The 16,423-nt window shown below is 51.5% G+C and carries 16 protein-coding genes and 3 pseudogenes; 5 read left to right on the top strand and 14 right to left on the bottom strand.

What is annotated here, in order from left to right:
- Nucleotides 1-9: 9 nt before the first annotated feature.
- From BBI10_RS02210 to BBI10_RS02185, 6 genes are all read right to left on the bottom strand, one after another.
- Complete coding sequence (locus tag BBI10_RS02210; RefSeq protein ID WP_065986380.1) at nucleotides 10-990, bottom strand: hypothetical protein; 981 nt, start codon at nucleotides 988-990, stop codon at nucleotides 10-12.
- Nucleotides 987-1,775, bottom strand: a complete 789-nt coding sequence (locus tag BBI10_RS02205) for a formyltransferase family protein (RefSeq protein ID WP_167355765.1) — start codon at nucleotides 1,773-1,775, stop codon at nucleotides 987-989. Before BBI10_RS02205 ends, BBI10_RS02210 begins: the two co-directional genes overlap by 4 nt.
- Before the next feature lie 83 nt (nucleotides 1,776-1,858).
- The gene (locus tag BBI10_RS02200) at nucleotides 1,859-2,110 is read right to left on the bottom strand and encodes a phosphopantetheine-binding protein (protein ID WP_065986378.1); all 252 of its coding nucleotides are present in this window, start codon (nucleotides 2,108-2,110) and stop codon (nucleotides 1,859-1,861) included.
- Nucleotides 2,111-2,126: 16 nt separating this feature from the next.
- On the bottom strand, nucleotides 2,127-3,287 hold the full coding sequence (locus BBI10_RS02195; protein WP_065986377.1) for an aminoacyl--tRNA ligase-related protein: 1,161 nt from the start codon (nucleotides 3,285-3,287) through the stop codon (nucleotides 2,127-2,129).
- Between the two features lie 2 nt (nucleotides 3,288-3,289).
- A complete protein-coding gene (locus BBI10_RS02190; RefSeq protein WP_065986376.1) occupies nucleotides 3,290-4,447 on the bottom strand; it encodes an acyl-CoA dehydrogenase family protein in 1,158 nt (385 codons plus the stop codon).
- Between the two features lie 109 nt (nucleotides 4,448-4,556).
- Entirely contained in the window at nucleotides 4,557-5,372 is an 816-nt protein-coding gene (locus tag BBI10_RS02185) for a sulfite exporter TauE/SafE family protein (RefSeq protein ID WP_065986375.1), read from the bottom strand.
- A gap of 114 nt (nucleotides 5,373-5,486) precedes the next feature.
- On the opposite strand from BBI10_RS02185, the gene BBI10_RS02180 reads away from it, so the two are divergent.
- Both BBI10_RS02180 and BBI10_RS02175 read left to right on the top strand, forming a co-directional pair.
- Complete coding sequence (locus BBI10_RS02180; protein WP_065986411.1) at nucleotides 5,487-6,281, top strand: AraC family transcriptional regulator; 795 nt, start codon at nucleotides 5,487-5,489, stop codon at nucleotides 6,279-6,281.
- A 762-nt stretch (nucleotides 6,282-7,043) separates the two neighbouring features.
- Nucleotides 7,044-8,036 (top strand): hypothetical protein, encoded by a 993-nt coding sequence (locus BBI10_RS02175; RefSeq protein WP_244160293.1) that lies wholly within the window; start codon nucleotides 7,044-7,046, stop codon nucleotides 8,034-8,036.
- Nucleotides 8,037-8,121: 85 nt separating this feature from the next.
- On the opposite strand, the gene BBI10_RS28485 is transcribed toward BBI10_RS02175, so the two are convergent.
- The 3 genes and pseudogenes from BBI10_RS28485 to BBI10_RS02165 form a co-directional block, all read right to left on the bottom strand.
- Entirely contained in the window at nucleotides 8,122-8,265 is a 144-nt protein-coding gene (locus BBI10_RS28485) for a cellular communication/signal transduction (RefSeq protein ID WP_432213738.1), read from the bottom strand.
- Nucleotides 8,266-8,343: 78 nt separating this feature from the next.
- A pseudogene (locus BBI10_RS28480) lies at nucleotides 8,344-8,448 on the bottom strand (phosphotyrosine protein phosphatase); the annotation flags it as partial.
- A 140-nt stretch (nucleotides 8,449-8,588) separates the two neighbouring features.
- A complete protein-coding gene (locus BBI10_RS02165; protein WP_065986372.1) occupies nucleotides 8,589-8,798 on the bottom strand; it encodes a hypothetical protein in 210 nt (69 codons plus the stop codon).
- Nucleotides 8,799-9,087: 289 nt separating this feature from the next.
- Here BBI10_RS02165 and BBI10_RS02160 point away from each other — a divergent pair, with 289 nt between their 5' ends.
- The gene (locus BBI10_RS02160) at nucleotides 9,088-9,804 is read left to right on the top strand and encodes an SDR family oxidoreductase (protein ID WP_065986371.1); all 717 of its coding nucleotides are present in this window, start codon (nucleotides 9,088-9,090) and stop codon (nucleotides 9,802-9,804) included.
- A gap of 12 nt (nucleotides 9,805-9,816) precedes the next feature.
- Here the strand turns inward: BBI10_RS02160 and BBI10_RS27845 are convergent.
- The 4 genes and pseudogenes from BBI10_RS27845 to BBI10_RS02145 form a co-directional block, all read right to left on the bottom strand.
- Nucleotides 9,817-9,972, bottom strand: a pseudogene (locus BBI10_RS27845) (GFA family protein); the annotation flags it as partial.
- A gap of 10 nt (nucleotides 9,973-9,982) precedes the next feature.
- Entirely contained in the window at nucleotides 9,983-10,441 is a 459-nt protein-coding gene (locus tag BBI10_RS02155) for a hypothetical protein (RefSeq protein ID WP_065986370.1), read from the bottom strand.
- A gap of 107 nt (nucleotides 10,442-10,548) precedes the next feature.
- The gene (locus BBI10_RS02150) at nucleotides 10,549-11,745 is read right to left on the bottom strand and encodes an MFS transporter (protein ID WP_065986369.1); all 1,197 of its coding nucleotides are present in this window, start codon (nucleotides 11,743-11,745) and stop codon (nucleotides 10,549-10,551) included.
- Nucleotides 11,738-12,271 carry a GNAT family N-acetyltransferase gene (locus BBI10_RS02145; protein WP_065986368.1) on the bottom strand — a complete coding sequence of 178 codons (534 nt, stop codon included), beginning with the start codon at nucleotides 12,269-12,271 and terminating at the stop codon, nucleotides 11,738-11,740. Before BBI10_RS02145 ends, BBI10_RS02150 begins: the two co-directional genes overlap by 8 nt.
- A gap of 148 nt (nucleotides 12,272-12,419) precedes the next feature.
- Between BBI10_RS02145 and BBI10_RS02140 the strand changes: the two genes are divergently transcribed.
- Nucleotides 12,420-13,307: a LysR family transcriptional regulator gene (locus tag BBI10_RS02140; protein ID WP_065986367.1), complete on the top strand. Its 888-nt coding sequence runs from the start codon at nucleotides 12,420-12,422 to the stop codon at nucleotides 13,305-13,307.
- A 178-nt stretch (nucleotides 13,308-13,485) separates the two neighbouring features.
- Nucleotides 13,486-14,453: pseudogene (locus BBI10_RS02135) on the top strand (IS5 family transposase).
- 514 nt (nucleotides 14,454-14,967) lie between these two features.
- Here the strand turns inward: BBI10_RS02135 and BBI10_RS02130 are convergent.
- Complete coding sequence (locus tag BBI10_RS02130; protein WP_065986366.1) at nucleotides 14,968-15,309, bottom strand: hypothetical protein; 342 nt, start codon at nucleotides 15,307-15,309, stop codon at nucleotides 14,968-14,970.
- Nucleotides 15,310-16,423 lie beyond the last annotated feature (1,114 nt).

Below are 16,423 nucleotides of genomic sequence, written 5' to 3'. Positions count from 1 at the left end.
GTGGCACAGCTACTTCGCGCATGCATAGGATGGAGTAACCATTTTTAATTTTAGCGAATTGATTGCTTGCTGTTCCAATGCGATAAGTTTTTCGCACCGTACCACAAGCGTTTTCATATTGATCCTCCCCGTTACGGAGGCTTTAGCCATAGTATATTTGATGACCATCGACTCACGAGCAATCACTTCAAGGACAGCGGCCGAGCTGAGGTCACCTAGAACGGATTTGACGAATCTTGAAAAGAGACTTCTCGAACCAGAGAAAATTGAAAACGCCTCATGCAATTTCCTTGTTTTGACAGCCATCGATTCGTACGGGGCACAGACTATCGCCTCAATGTCAGAAAACATCCTGTAGGTGTCAGTGTACGCAAAGACATGATCAGCGCACTTCTCGACAGCAAGTGCATGATCACATGAGCCCCCTACAACCGGTTCAAAATATCTTATTAGACGGCAGCCGTTGTTATTGAAATAGTCATCAATATATCGTTCTTGGTAGCTATAGCGTTTTAAAATTGACGCCTCGTCATCGTCAACAACGTCCCAGCTATCTTCCCCGGTCGGCCGAACCAGGACGATAGAGTGATTTAGGTGTTCGCTTCGATGTTCTGGGCAATGAGGCAAATAGAAGACGCTACCCATAACGACTACGAACGGTACTTTAGTGAGATGAATTTTTATGTCGCTCAGGGCTTCTTTGAACTGCGCATAACACTGAGTTCGTTGCCTCCACCCTATGAGAGCCAATCCTTCATCGCCCACCGATGGCGTCGGAAAAGCATATTTAGGTTTTTGATTCAAAATATGCTCACTGAAGATTTCGTCAGTTGACGGAAGGCAGTTATGGAAAAGCAAATCTACTTGTGCGCCCGCCTTCTCTAGGAAGACGACAGATTGTCTTCTCCAACAGTCTAAAAAACGCCGATCGTAAAAATCGAGTTCATAGTCGAACTGCAATCCTTGACTGTTATTTATAACATCAATCAAGACAGCTTCTCCCCATCACTTAGAAAACTCCAAGATGTTACTCGACTGGTATTTATATAGGCATCCGAAATGCAAAGCCAACCATCTAGAGCTTTGAACCAAAGAATATTATCGACGATCCTCCAATTTTTTGGGGAATCACTTCCACACGGTTGAATATATGGAGCCATCGCGTTGGTAACAAAAAATTCATATCCCTCAAGAATCAGTCTCGCGCCCGAGGATTTTCCACAGGCGCGTATTAAGCTTAGGTTTTCAGCAATAGTCAGCAGGCTGGAAAAACTTCTCTCCTCAAGTGATGGAAAACCCACAGTTGTCGCTTCCAACTCGTTCTGCTCAACGGCGAGAGAGCTCCACTCGTGGCGACAGGCGACAACAGATGGTAGAGTGACTATTATTTTCTTGATTATTTTCATCCATACTGAGCTGGCGCAATCAGTCGCTGAAACCCTGATGCTTTCCTGACGGATTATTGCACCCTGATCGAAACCTTCAGAGATAAAATGGTAAGTTACCCCTACCTGCGTCTCACCGTTCTTGAGCGCGTAGAAAACGGGCGACCCTCCTCGATACTTTGGAAGCAATGAGGGGTGAACGTTTACCATTCCAAACCTTGTCAACTCCGAAAGCGAAGGGTCAAGCTTCGAAAGATATGTCATAACCAACACTAAATCAGGCCGGAAGTTCTCAAGGGACTGTCTCAGATGTTCCGGGGATATGATTGTGCATACATTGTAGACCTGCACATCGATCTCGCCGTACGCGGCCGCAGACGTGAGGATCATCAGATCTTTTTTTTCGCAAATGGCCGCTAGCGCAGGTAGTACTGACACCCCTTGCTTGCCGCATATATAGGCGACCCTACAAGTCATTCTACACTTGCCTTACTATATTTTTCGCGTAACAAGTTGATTGTGCGCCCGGGAGTTGAAAAATTACTCATCAGAAGATCCTCTTCATCCAACTCGAAGTCTAGGTCATTTTCCAACATCGCAATGATTTGAATGATTTTTATCGAGTTTATTCGGAGATCGGAAAGTAAACTATTAACCGTCAACTCCACTGGAGCACCCACCACCTTTTCGATTACACGAAATACGGCATTTTCGATGATATCCATCTCACGAGTATCCTTATCAATGATTATTAGAAGTGTTAAGCAAATCTGGCCAGACTTCGCAGTCCCCCCCATACTGCTCGAACAACGCAGCCCGCCAGCGGTCAATGCCAAAAGCTACACATCCCGAATGCAGCACGTTGCTATCAAAATCGGTGATGCCAAATTTTGCGCACAAAGTATCTTGGCAGTTGTTGAATGAAGCGATTGAACTGGAGTGACCTGCTTCTGAGATAAACTCAAGCTCATACTTTGCATCCGCCATCAACTGCACAGCACCCTTGGTCTTCATGTCATCGTAGTGAAAAAACGGATCCCGCGCGGTTACAATTTGCCCATAAAGTCCCAAAGCACCAAACAAGGCCCAAACATCTTCCATAATAGTTAAGCGTTTGCTTTCAACATACTCAGGGCTGCCCATAAACACGATTTCGCGCATCGTGAATTCGTTTCGACGAAAGTTGTTGAGCCGCCATTCAATTTCATGGCGGAAGCATCGTCCTTTTAAGGTATACAGAACATTAGATTGTATCGAATCTTGTATCTCTGCGTAGCAATGATAGCAAACGCACGGCTGTAGAAAAGCGCCCTGGCTATGAAACATCCCTGGGGGGATAGTTGATGAGGATGACTCGCGGATTTCTTTTATCAAGGCGTAGTTGTGTGATATTTGCGTGACGCCATATACATTTTGAGGAAAGTTTTTGTGATACCCGTTACGGGCCATGATTTCGGCGGAGTAAATTGATCCATACTCTCTAATGCTGGCGCCATGTCGAATCGCAATATCAACTAGAAGTTTGTCAACACCCGCTATAAGTTTTAAATCGGCGCTATTGTAGTAAACCATCGAGTCGTCAACGTGTTTCTTTGATACCAGACCTGAGGGCCTCACCCTAGTTTTTAATGTTTTCTGTGCTGCAATTTTCGAAGCAAGCAGTGCTTCAACTAACTCCTGAAGGTCAGATCTCAGGAGATCCATCTGATCTGCTTCTGAAGACTCTACGTTGATGATCGCGCAATGGCCTTGATCAGAATAGCTTACACTTTTCACATTTTCACTGACGTAAGGAATCCGTTCCAACAGCTCGCTTAACCGACCACCGTTTATCTTTCTCGGCAACAAGAGTGTAACCTGACCTGTTTCGATGCTGAAGATATCATTCACTAAAGTATTCATTTTTACATCCACCGCTGCTTATAAGAAATAACACCCAACGCCTGTTTTGCTAGAATCTCATAGGTCACATCGCGCTGCGGAGGATGAAACTGAGATGCCTTGATGTCTTTAAATATCGTCGATAATTCATTTTCATTAGATAAACTGCTAATGCCAGTGATTTTCATAGCGTTCGAAACTAATGCTTCTGACTCTCTCGATATCACCTCTTTTGCGACCAGACTAGAGCTATTGATATGCGGATCAACGTCCCGCCCGTGCGACAGGAACTCATTTAAATCAGAACATAGCGCCTTCATCTGAGCCTCCATTACCCCCATGGATATCAGCATCTCAGCTATCGAAAACTGTATCCCAGGATACCTAGCGAGAGCATGAAGTCCATTCGGGGGGCGCTTTGATTTAGCAGTATTTAATGCAAGATCTAGTGCCTTTCGTGCCAAGCCTAGATATACACAACAAACATTGAATCTAAAGAGATAACCTTGTATGGATAAAGAGGATATCGGACTATCTTCGCCGCAAATAGCAAACTCATCTTGGCAGAAGACGCTGTCGAACTTTACTGTATTACTGTGGCTATCCTGCATGGCCAGGCTGTTCCAATCATGGATGACTGAAACGCCATCGGCATCTTTCCTTAACATCAGCGAGATTACGCCGACGTCATTACCGCTATAATTTTCAACCATGCAGTAGACCGGCAGAAATGACACAAAAGGTTCCAGAGACACAAACTTTTTAAGCCCAGAGACCAGGTATCCTCCGTCGACCCTCGTCGCTTTTACGGGATACGACTCCGTTGTGAGCTGTCCTGGCGCCAAAAAATATAGCCCTGGCTCATTAAGCGATCCTAACAACCTCCCATGGGTGGCAACGTCATCAAGCGTACTGGCGAATTGCACTCCATGACGCTTGCTCAAGCCCCACAGTGTGTATAAATGCATCGACATACTCAATGCTGAAGATGCGTCCACATTTGCTAGCTCGGAGACGACTGCCATGTACTCTTCAGCCGTGAGGTTCTCATATAAAATTGGCAGCGCGTGAATCTTCAAATCTACCAACTTATTGATCCGCTCATTGACTGACAGGCCTGCCAAATCAAGCCCCCGCAATTTGCTGACAAGTTGTGATATATCAACCCTGACATTACGCATCTTTTTCCCCCCCTGTTATAGTAATAGAATAAAATCTCGTCGACTGGGAGTTTTTTTTCAAACAGCCGAACTTCATCAGCAAGTAACAAATCTCGATTCGCCGCGCTTGCTATTTAACAATCATCGCCATCATAAACACTATTAAAAGGCCAACATACATGGACGCATGAAGCTTATCTGGAATTTTATCTGCCCACTGGCTTGAAAGCTTTATGCCGAGAAGCGCCCCGCCAACTATGCATACGAAATAAAATATATTTACATATCCCAAGTACCAAGCGCCGAGATTATATTCCTTGCTTTCTGCGATAAAAACGTACGCCATCGTAGCTGATATAGCCACGGGCAGACTGAGAGCGTTTGCACCGGCTGCGGCGTATGTCATTTCCAATCCGCAACGCCTAAGTATGGGCACGGTCATAACGCTACCTCCCACGCCAAGGATTGAAGCTACTATTCCGATGCTGAAACCTCCGAAAACAATAAATTTTTTGCTCAACCTTTTAATTATTGACGAAGCATTCGCGACAAGGAAACCGCGGCGCAACAAGCAGTCAAGTATTGTCAACGCTAAGTACATTACAAATGCTAGTCTTACCACTAGGCCGCTCAAACATTCTGCCATCAAAGCACCAGCGGCCCCGCCTATTGCTATGTATCCAGCCATCGGCCAAATATAAGGCAGGAGAAGCTCTTTGTGTTTTCTCTGATTAAACGTGGCCAGCCCTGCGTTCAAAACCATCACACAAGTTGATGTCGCGACAGCGATATGCATCGCAGACTGGTTGGCTGCAGAGTTCACTGGATGGGTGGCTGATATCACGTGATAAATAACGGGCACTATTACAAACCCACCGCCAAATCCGAACATCACAGTCGTTATGCCTGCAAAGCAGCCAAAGAACACCAGCAGAAAAAATTCCATCACGCTCAGTCCGTTACGAATCGGAGCGTAAGGTAGACCACCGCACACCGACGGGCTTGAGCATTTGGGCCAAGTATGTTTGAGTTCCGGCCAAACCAACAGCCAGCAAGCCCTATGCGCAACGTGCCGATACATCTACTCGATCACACCCCCCGAACCGTCGTGGCCATTGGTACTGACTATCCACACGGCTTTCTGCAGCACAGTCACACACATCGAAGGGCACAGCTTCTGTACGGCTCCAAGGGGCTGATGAGGGTTGTCACGAACCGTGGGAACTGGATCGTGCCTCCGCAACGCGCTGTCTGGATTCCACCACTCGTGGCCCACGAGGTCTTGTATCTTGGGGTGAGTACTCGCAGCCTATATATCGAACCCGAGCTCGCACTTTCTTCGAAGATGGACTGCAGGGTGATTAGCGTTTCCCCTTTGATGCGGCAGCTGCTCATGGAGTCCGTTGACATCCCCCTTGAGTACGACGAGAGCGGAAGAGACGGTGTGCTGATGCAGTTGTTACTCTACGAACTTGCGCGAGCTAAAGAACTCCCGCTTTTCATCCCTCTCCCAGTGGATGAGCGCTTATTAGCGCGATGTCAGAGCTTTCTCCAGGCGCCTGATATCCACGAGTCTCCTCACACCTGGGCACATGAAATGTTCATGAGTGACCGTTCATTCAGCCGCATGTTTCGAGAGCAAACATCTATGAGTTTTGGGCAATGGCGACAGAGGGCTTGTGTAGTACTCGCACTTGCCCGGCTCTCTGCGGGTGATTCCATTACACGTATAGCTATTGACTTTGGTTACGAGAGTCCCTCTGCATTTTCCACAATGTTCAAACGCATATTAGGAAGAGCACCAACCTCCTACATCGACGACATTCATAGCGTCGAAGATAATGACGTTGAGTGAGGTTTACTCAACACAGGAATCTAGCAACAGCTACATCACGTCATAGGCAATTCCCGGTGGGGGGGGAGGTAAAACTGGCGCACCAACGCGATCATCAAACGGCACCGTCGTGTTGGGAGAATTTCAATAGAACCTCTCCACCCAAAAGTGACTCAAACGATATGCCCCGGCGATGGGCGGTAAGCATGTCCTCCCCCGGCGCTTCCGAAAGGTGTCCGGGAACAAATCCTCAAGCCCACTTAACTGGCTTCATGGAAGAACATCTGGCTTGAGTGGCTATCGTCCCACCCACATGGGCATAAAATCCCACTTAATGGTCAATGTGTGTTTATGTTCATTTTGTAACGATATACGGTATTGAGTTCGCCGCCACACAACTGCCGGGCGAACCAGCGCACGATGTGTGCATCAGTGAAACCGTCTTACGCGCGAAAGGCATGGACAGGTCTAAAAAGCTCGGCAAGCCTCTGGGCCCATATGCAGAGGCGTTACTCAAAGCTTTTCCGGCGCAGCGGCGATACGCGATCTACGCTCAGATTTCAGCTATGACGCAGGGTAAAGCGCATGTACAAGTTGGTTAGTTTCACTACCCTAGAGCTCTTCGATAAGATCTGGGCAACCCCCGTATTGAAGCTTGCCCAAGAGATCGGCGTATCAGACGTAGGCCTATCGAAAGCTTGTCGTAAGGCGGGTATACCACTCCCGTCTCGGGGATACTGGGCTAAGCAACCCGCTAAGCGCCCGGCCAAGCCGAAGCCCCCGATGGAGACCGTGCAGATTAGCTTCAAGGTGCTGGACAGAACGCTCCTTCCCCCTCAAAAACCAGCCGCGGTAAAAACAAGTCTCCAAAGCTTCCTCCCGGTTGTCCCGCAGACACTGAACGATCCTCATCTACTCGTAGTGAAATGGCTAAAGCACGCTCAGTCCGCTAAAACCCATGAGGGCCATCTAGCACTTGAGAAAATGCCTGTGCTAGATACCCGCATTTCACTGGCGCAGGTTGATCGCTCAGCGCTAATTCTCGATACGCTCATCAAAGCAAGCGAAGCACTGGGTCATCGATGGACGATTGGAGTTCATGACAAGACCACAGTCCAAATTGGAGCAGAGAAATTCACCCTGCAACTCACAGAACGGCTGACCAAACTTGCTCTCCCTCCCCCTCCTCCGACACCACGCAAACCAGGTACTCCGTGGACACCCAACTTTTCATCTTTGCGTGCGCCTTCTTTCGAGTGGATACCTACAGGCCAACTGAGCCTGCAGGTAGAAGCGGATACTTTGCACGGCACGCGCAAGAACTGGGCTGACACCAAGGCGAAAAGGCTTGAGAAAAGACTCGGCAGCATCGTCGAAGGATTCGCCCTAATTGCCGAATCGATCACAGCCGCACGAATCAGACGTGAGGAACAGCAAAATGCACGCCGGATCGAGGAAGAGGTGCGTCTGCAGCGGGTGAGGCACGATGAAAGCCAGCGGCGGTTACGCCGAGATCTGGTAAGCAACATGGAGTACTGGCAGCGCTCACTTCAGCTACGAGCGTTCATCGAGGCCACCTGTAAGGCAAATGCTGGCAGCCCAGCGCATGTCCAACAGCAAACCGCCTTGTGGGCAGCATGGGCCACGGCGCAGGCAGATAAGCTTGATCCCATCCAGGCTAACATCGGATCAGTCGTAAACCTGACGACTAAGGTCGAGGACTGGTTTACGGGCCACAGCACCATACGTGGGGTGAACGATTGGTGGGATGAATAACCATGGGCACAAACCCGCCATCGATACGATGGCCCGACGCTGGACATGCGTCACTGCTGCCATATCGCAACTTCATGAGAGGTGCCTACTGCTCAAGGTATTCACTCACTGCGCTCTCCAGTAATTCCACTAGCTCGGGATCCATGTACTGAAAATCGTCAGGGATCTCCAGAACGTGCACGAGCTTGTGCTCAAGGTGCTGAGCGTATGCCGCGCGAAGGCGCTGCAAGTGTTTACGCTCCATGACGAAGATCACATCCGCCCAACAAATGTCTGCGGGCCCAACTGATTTTCGTGCACTGGGACTGGTACCTGCCGAACGCACGTTAAAGCGGGGTCGACGGCGCCACATCGCTTCCGCTGTAGGGCTTCGCCACTGATTGCGACTGCAAATGAATAGGAGATTAGTCACTGGTGATCCTGGACGATAAGAGTGGTTCGAGCGGGGTTGTAAATCATGCACCGAGCCAGAGTAGCGGTTTGTTGCTCACCTGCTCACCTGCCAATCGACCTAGTTGTGGATGAGGCTAACTGAGTACCCTACAGCTTGCCCTAGGTATCAAAAAACTGTGCCAGATCGTTGGCGGTCTCTCTACTCTTTGCAGTGGCCGCGCTTTTTTTGATGCTTGGTGCAGTATTTTTTGTCTTCCCCACGAAGCCATTTGTCTTGCCGCTCTTTTTCCCACGGCGATAGACAGGAGTTGAAACCGCGTCCCCACCCTTGCCAATAGCGCCCTTGAAGATGAGCCCGGGCGTCAGCATCCCGGGCCTCATATCCGGAACCCTGCTCACGAGCTCCGCATCCGCTCCGAAACCCTTCCCTATAGGCCCCGGTCAGAGGAACTGTCTGAAACCAAGCGCACCCAGTCAGGCACAACATCACAGACATGAAAACCGTGATACCGAGGAACCGTTTGGTCACAAAGCACTTCCCGGGGGAGCGAGAGACGTAGAAGTTAAGATCTACGAATGAGATCACAATGGCATCATTTTGTTCGCCGAGAGGTCTGTGCTACTAGGACATTTGGGGTCGGAAAATGAGAGGGTAAACATGAACAACACCCGAACTGCATTGGTGACAGGTGCCACCAAAGGAATAGGTCTTGCGCTGAGCTCTCGTTTGAAGGAGTCAGGGTGGGATGTGGTTGGCATCGCCAGGCGACCAATTGACAATTTCCCGGGCACGCTAGTCCTATGTGATTTAGCCGACGTCCAGCAGACGGCTGAGATGTTTAGGGAGCTGTTAGAGCGCACTGCTATTGATGCCGTCGTCAATAATGCAGGTATCGCGGCTCCACAGAGCCTTGAAACGCTCGACCTTGAGACACTCCATAGCGTTCTTGACCTGAATGTGACGGCCTCGGTACAGGTCACTCAGGCTTGCCTGCCATCCCTCAAGCAGTCCTCAGCAGGACGCATAGTAAATGTTTGCAGTCGAGCCATTTTCGGAGCGCGAGATCGAACAGCATACTCTGCCGCCAAAAGCGCTTTGGTTGGCATCACACGTACGTGGGCGCTTGAATTGGCGCCCATCGGGATCACAGCGAACGCAGTCGCTCCTGGCCCTATAGAAACCGAGCTTTTCCGGGCGACCAGGCCGGTGGGGAGTGATGCTGAGCGTCAAATAATATCCACGATCCCGATGCAAAGGCTGGGAACGCCGTCAGAAGTTGCCTCTTTGATCACCTTCCTGCTTAGTGAGGGTGCATCCTTTGTGACGGGCCAAGTGATCGGCGTCGATGGCGGAGGAAGTCTGGGAGGCAGATAACGCCTCAAGCAGTCAGTGCTGGAGACAAGGGCCGAATGGCGTATACCAGGGAACTGCTGATTCGACATGAACGTGCTTCTGCTGTTGAGGCTCGAAAGGCGTATCAAGCGTGCCCAGCGCTATCGAGACCCAACCCGCAAACTCACCTTGTGATCGTGACCATAATAAGTCTCGAATGCTAAGGGGTGGGTAACCCAAGGCGGTGTGCTTCAGCGCTCACACTCATCGGTTTCCCCTTCAGCACCGGCTTATGTCCGAGCAGGGCAATGGCCGGTTCAAGGCTGTCGTTCGAAGGCACCAGCAGAGCTTGAAGGCTTTCAGGGTCGATTACTCCCCAGTTCGATAAATCATGGCAACCGCTACCGCCGCAGACGGCCTGATAGATCACACGGCTAAAGTGATTTGCATCGGTGTCGCATTCGCCGCGAACGAAATCCACATTGCTGTACCGCAAGATAGTGGAGCGTGGGCCTCGTTCGACCCGGAGGATCACATCTGCGCCCTCTGTTGACCGCAATGGCATGGTCGCATCTACCCCGATGGTGACGGTTGCGCCAGCGCACTGGAATTGATCCTGTGCCAAAGCTGGCAAGGAAAAGATGGCCGTAAAAATTGAAAGGGCTGCAATCCGTAGCATTGAAAGAACTCAGGTTATTAAGAAGTGGATGCTAGCAGCGCGTGGAGCGCCAATGAAGTGGTAAGGACTAGCTATTCGGGGTTACCCCCTTCACGTTGATTCGAAGATCATCCTGTTGCAGTTGGCCCTCGTTTAAACCCACCCAAGGCTTTGAGTGCAAAAGCCACCAAAAGACTACAAACTCCGATACCCAACGCCATCCACAGCAAGGCAGGATTTCCCCCCTGATCACGCACAGCGGCAAATAACCAAGGCGCGAACGCTGATAGGACGAAGGCTGGTGCCACCAGCTTCCCGGTAAGGCGCGCATATTGATCGGGCGCGAAGAGCTCGAAAGGAAGGCTTGCTCGCAGCAGCGTTGAAAGACCATTCAGCGCGCCGTAACCAAACACAAATAACCCCGCCACTAGAACCCTGCCCTGGCTCATTAGGCCGATGGCAAAGACCAAAGGCAGACCACCTCCCACCCATACGTTAAGCGACGAAGCGGTCATCGACCCGCCCAATAGACTTTGCGCCATCCGCGCACACGTCTGGCCGATACCCCACAACGCCACCAGCTTGATCGGCGCGCCTAAGGACATGAGCAAATCAGGAAGCTGTGGTGCCAATCCCGCCGAGAGCACGCCAACCAACGTCACGCTCAGGCCGAACAACCATTGCCTGAAAACACAGCCTGCACTTTGAGATGTAGTCTGCAAATCATGGTTATCCGCCTTGGTCATGACCGCATTGGCAGGCAGCACATTGATCAAACTGACGCTGATAAGACATGTCGCGGCATACACCATCAACCCTTGTCGCCAGCCGATCAATGCCTCCAAGCCACTGCCCAGGGGCCAAAACACCGCCGATGACAGCCCGCCGACCAATGTAATACCCACCATGGAGCCCCGAGCCCGCTCACCGGCTAGCTCGGCGAGGGAGGCAAACAATGCATCGTACAACGACAGACGCATCCCAAAGCCGAACAGCATCCAGATCAGATAGTAAATCGGTAGCGACGCAGCGGAGTTCGCCAACAGTACACAGGCCGCCGCGTTGAGTAAGGTGCCGACTCGCAACACCGCCCGCCCGCCGAAGCGTTCGACTAGGCCACCAGTAAATGGCGACGTCATGCCCATCACGACCATGGCCACTGAAAGTCCGGCGACCACCTGCTGACTACTCCAGGCAAACTCTTTCACCATGGCCGGGCCGAACGCGCCGAGCAAATAGAACGACACACCCCAGTTGATCAACTGCGAGAGGCCCAGGGCTAGAACCGTTCCAACGCCCAAGTATCTGATGCCGGCGCTAGCCATTGGGCGAGCTACCTGCGCCTTCACCCAACTCTCGCTGCATGATAACGGTGTCCAGCCAGCGGCCGTGCTTGAAGCCCACCGATTCAAACACACCGACCTTGCGAAATCCCTGGCGCTCGTGCAAGCGGATCGACGCAAGGTTTTCGCTGTTGCCGATGATCGCGACCATTTGCCGCCGTCCGCCTTCGACGCAACGCTCAATTACCCTGCTCAACAGCGCCTGCCCGACGCCAAGACCAGACATGTCATGGCGAATGTATACGGAATCCTCGACTGTAAAACTGTAGGCCGGACGCGGCCGGTAGAGCGTCGCATAGCCATAACCCACTACCTCTCCATTACGCTCGGCCACTAGATACGGCAAGCCGAGGGCACATACCTCGGCGCGCCTTTGGCACATCTGTCCGAGGGTAGGCGGCTCCAATTCGAAGCTGGCCGAGCCGTGAATCACATGATGGGCATAGATCGCCAGCACTAGAGGCATGTCATTTTCATTGGCGTCGCGAAGGATCAGGTGGTGAGGCATAGAAAGTCTTCATCAGTAATAATTGTTCGTTGTTGCGCCGTAGCCCAAAAGCGTTTGGAGATATGGCAGTGATGAGACAAATAGTGACGTCACACCCAACCTAAGAAAAGCTATCATTACTGATCCCTAGCATAAGTAAAACTTTGACATGCAGCGTCTCAACCTTAATCATCTGTACACCTTTTCCCAAGTTATCCAGTACGGCAGCTTTTCCGCCGCCGCCGAGCGTCAGGGCCTCAGCCAACCCGCCGTTAGCCTGCAAGTCCGTCAACTGGAAACCCGGCTAAACCTCAAGCTAATAGAGCGTGTAGGAAAGCGGATAAAGCCGACGTCTGCAGGCACCACTTTGCTGGAGCACGTTGGGAGGATCGACGCCGCAGTTGAAGACGCATTGCTCGAACTCTCCGGCCATGTCCAAGGCATTGCCGGCAGGATTGCCATCGGCACCGGAGCCACCGCATGCATTCATCTACTGCCGCCCGTTCTGCGAAGCCTCCGTCGGCGGTTTCCAGCGTTGGATGTGCGGGTCAGTACCGGGAATACCGATGGGATCCTGCGCGCAGTCGAGGAGAACCGACTTGATCTGGCGTTAGTCACAATGCCCGCCACCGGGCGCAGTTTGTCGATCACCCCGTTGCTGGAAGAAGCGTTCGTGGCGATCTTCAGCTCCGACCAGTCTGATATCCCGCATCAGATGACACCGCAATCATTAGCCCGCCTTCCGCTGGTGGTCTTTGAAGCTGGCAGCAGCACAAGGTTGTTGATCGATAAGTGGTATTTTCAGGCCGGTGTTCGGGTCAAACCAGTGATGGAGCTGGGCAGCATCGAGGCCATCAAGGAAATGGTCGCTGCCGGTCTGGGTTACAGCATCGTGCCTGCCATGTCAGTGGGAGCTACCCACCATCGGCGGGGCTTGCGGATCGAGGCTTTGGAACCGCCGATGAGCCGCACGCTTGGCATTGTGCTGCGTCAGGATAAGCCGTTGGGCAAGGCCCTACGGCAAGTACTCGATGCCTTGGAGACTTTGGCGCCCTGATCAAGTTTTAGTTGGCCTTCATGCACGATTTAGCGCTCGGCGATCGTCGTCATATGCAGGTCATCCATCACCGGCACGGTTTTTTTCTTTTCCTATTTGATGGCCTAAGGAAACTCTGAAAAAGACTTCCAAATCTGGTGAAATACACTAGGCCTAAAAAATGAACGGTTGAGCACGGATGAAACAGATCTGTTTCGCTGACGCCGAATACGCTGGCAAACGCAAACAAACCCGCCGTGAGCGCTTCCTGATTGAGATGGATCAGGTCGTGCCCTGGAATGGCTTGGTCAAACTTATCGAGCCACACTATCCAAAGGTCGTCCGGCCTATCCGTTGATGTCGATGCTGCGGGTTCATCTGATGCAAAACTGGTTTGGTTACAGCGATCCGGCGATGGAGGAATCGCTCTACGAAACCACGATTCTGCGCCATTTTGCCGGGCTGCATCTGGATCGTATTCCGGACGAAACCACGATCCTCAATTTCCGCCGACTGCTGGAAAAGCATGAACTGGCCGGCGGGATTTTGCAGGTTATCAACAGCTATCTTGGCGACGGTGGTTTGTTGCTGCGCCAAGGCACCGTGGTCGATGCGGCGGTTATCCATGCGCCGAGTTCGACGAAGAACAAAGACAGCAAGCGCGACCCTGAAATGCACCAGACGAAGAAAGGAAATCAATATTTCTTTGGGATGAAAGCGCACATCGGTGCTGATGCCCAATCCGGTTTGGTGCACAGCGTGGTGGGCACGGCGGCGAATGTGGCGGACGTAACCCAGGTCGATCAGTTACTGCACGGAGAAGAAACTTACGTCTCTGGCGACGCCGGTTACACCGGCGTCGAAAAGCGTCCCGAGCATCAAGATCATCAAATGATCTGGTCGATTGCAGTGCGGCCGAGCAGTTATAAAAAGCATGCAAAGAATTGCCTGATCGGGCGTATGCGTCGCAAAATCGAATACGCGAAGGCCCAAGTGCGTGCCAAGGTTGAACATCCATTTCGCGTGATCAAGCGCCAGTTTGGCTATACGAAAGTGCGCTTTCGTGGTCTGGCGAAAAACATCGCACAGCAGACCACGTTGTTTGCTCTGTCGAATCTGTGGATGATGGGAAAACGATTGCTGAAAGCAGGAGAGGTGCGCCTGTAATGAGGGCAATGAGCGCTGAAAAGCGCTGTATCGCAGAAAAAGAGGTAAGTGAGGGAGGGAAAGGTCTGATTTCCGATTGAATCGACGTTTTTTGAATGCTGAAGAACGGATGGATTAAAAACATCTGTCTACTTCAGACCTTCCTTGGTGGTTTTAACGTACATTTTCATGTCGCCCCTGTTACGGAAGACCTGTTGAGAGCGATATCAAGATACCCTAACTATTCCGACAACCCTGATGGTAATGACGCGATCATTTTTTTAAGTCGAGAGTATTGTGAAAGGCCCCTCACCGCTGAGGAGTCAGAAAAACAGCACAGGGCCGTTCGACTGCTTAGTGATTCGTTGTAGGGTACCGCCGAACTCGTCAGGAAGACGCCCGCCGCTGGGGGAGTATCTGACGGATCCCCCTGACTCGTTGCGTCGGTATCACGCCAGTGAGAGGACATGCAGATGTATGAAATGGCCTGAGTTTGGCTAACAGCCAGTTGGGGAGGAAGTCGATCATTGCTTGTTCAGTTCGACTCTATAGGATGGACTGAAACGACCTCTACATATCGAAATTTCTTTCTCGCGGCCCTGGTCGCTTCCTGCTCTGCTAGGAGCGTGCTTAGCGTGTCAGCCTCGTGAATCCTCTCTTCCATTTTGCCTTCAAACTCGTTTCCAACCCGAAGCGTGACTCTCAGCCTGGGCGTGAACGCTTTAGACACTGGCTTTTTCTTAGCGGCAGTTACTTGGGGAGTAGGAACCACCTGCGGTGCCACCTCCTCTACCGGTGCGGGTGTGGGCATTGGCGCTGGAGAGCCAATGTCGCCGAAAAGCGCACGGCGCATTTCTTCTTCCGTTAGTTCGTTCATCGGTATCTCAAGGGGGCGGGATTAAACCGTGTGGATTCTACTAGGATTACTCTTCGGCAGTCGCCGCAACCATCAGAAGGCATTCCAGAGCGGCCCAGGCTGCAGGTGATCCGGGCGGGACTATGTTTCGATGGGTATTGGCAACGACGGCCCGGACAAATTTACCCGTATTTGCCGCGGTCGCGTGTGATGCAGGTGTGGCGAATGTCCAAAGGTGCACATTTGTTGTCGGTGGAGTTCTTACTACAAGCTTAGATCCCGCACCAACTGATCCTCCACCACCGGCTCCGAAGCATTGCCTTGCACGATAAGCTGCCACTGTAGGTAACGGTATAGATGGACTCTGAGCCCTGCCCTGACCGTACCGAACGATGCTGGTTTATCACAGGGCGGAAGCGATGATCTCAGCGCCTGCCAAAGCGCTGTGAAGGCGTGATCGCCGATAGCAGACCGATGTATACGCTGAGGCGGTGAATAGCCAGGCAGACGCCTGTAGTTGCGCATCCCCTCCCCTAACAGATACGAGAATTCTTTGTGGCCGAAAACTGCTCGTGCCTGTGTCCAGATTTCTGACTCTAAATCGTAATCCATCGTACCGCTCCGAATTCCAGGCGAGCCTATCCCGCCTTCACCGGCGCTGTGCAAGACGACAGATTTTTTAAATTTTTAGACGCTGTTATTTGAAGCCAAAAGTGAAAAGCAGCGGCCTGTCGGCCGTATGGGCGACTTCCCCCCAACCCCCAAGGGCGCATTCACGAACGTGTTCACCAACCCAGGTTCAAAGCACAAGAGCAGAAGCAAAATCAAAGGCCCGAGAAACGGGACGAGCTCTCAGAAAACCGTGGCGTCCAAGCTCGTTGCTTTTTCTTTGGTCTCTCGAAAAGCAGAGCGATGTTCTCATCACAGCTGCTCTCAGCCCGCCTGATTTTCATGGCCATGAAATTTCCATCCCTGCTTGATCATCTTGATTGCCACTGAGGCATTCTGCCCGATCAATGCCCTTCCAAACCAGCCCCATGTGCAGCCGCGTGCAGATCGCTGATCAAGCTAAAAAAGGAGATGCGACCGATTGCACTAACATGCCTAGCCAATAGGCCAACTCTTGAGCCGAGCT

The organism is Pseudomonas graminis, assembly GCF_001705435.1.
Lineage (GTDB): Bacteria > Pseudomonadota > Gammaproteobacteria > Pseudomonadales > Pseudomonadaceae > Aquipseudomonas > Aquipseudomonas graminis_B.
The sequence above is the reverse complement of the archived record's forward strand: the minus strand, read 5'-3'. Positions and strand labels throughout refer to the sequence as shown.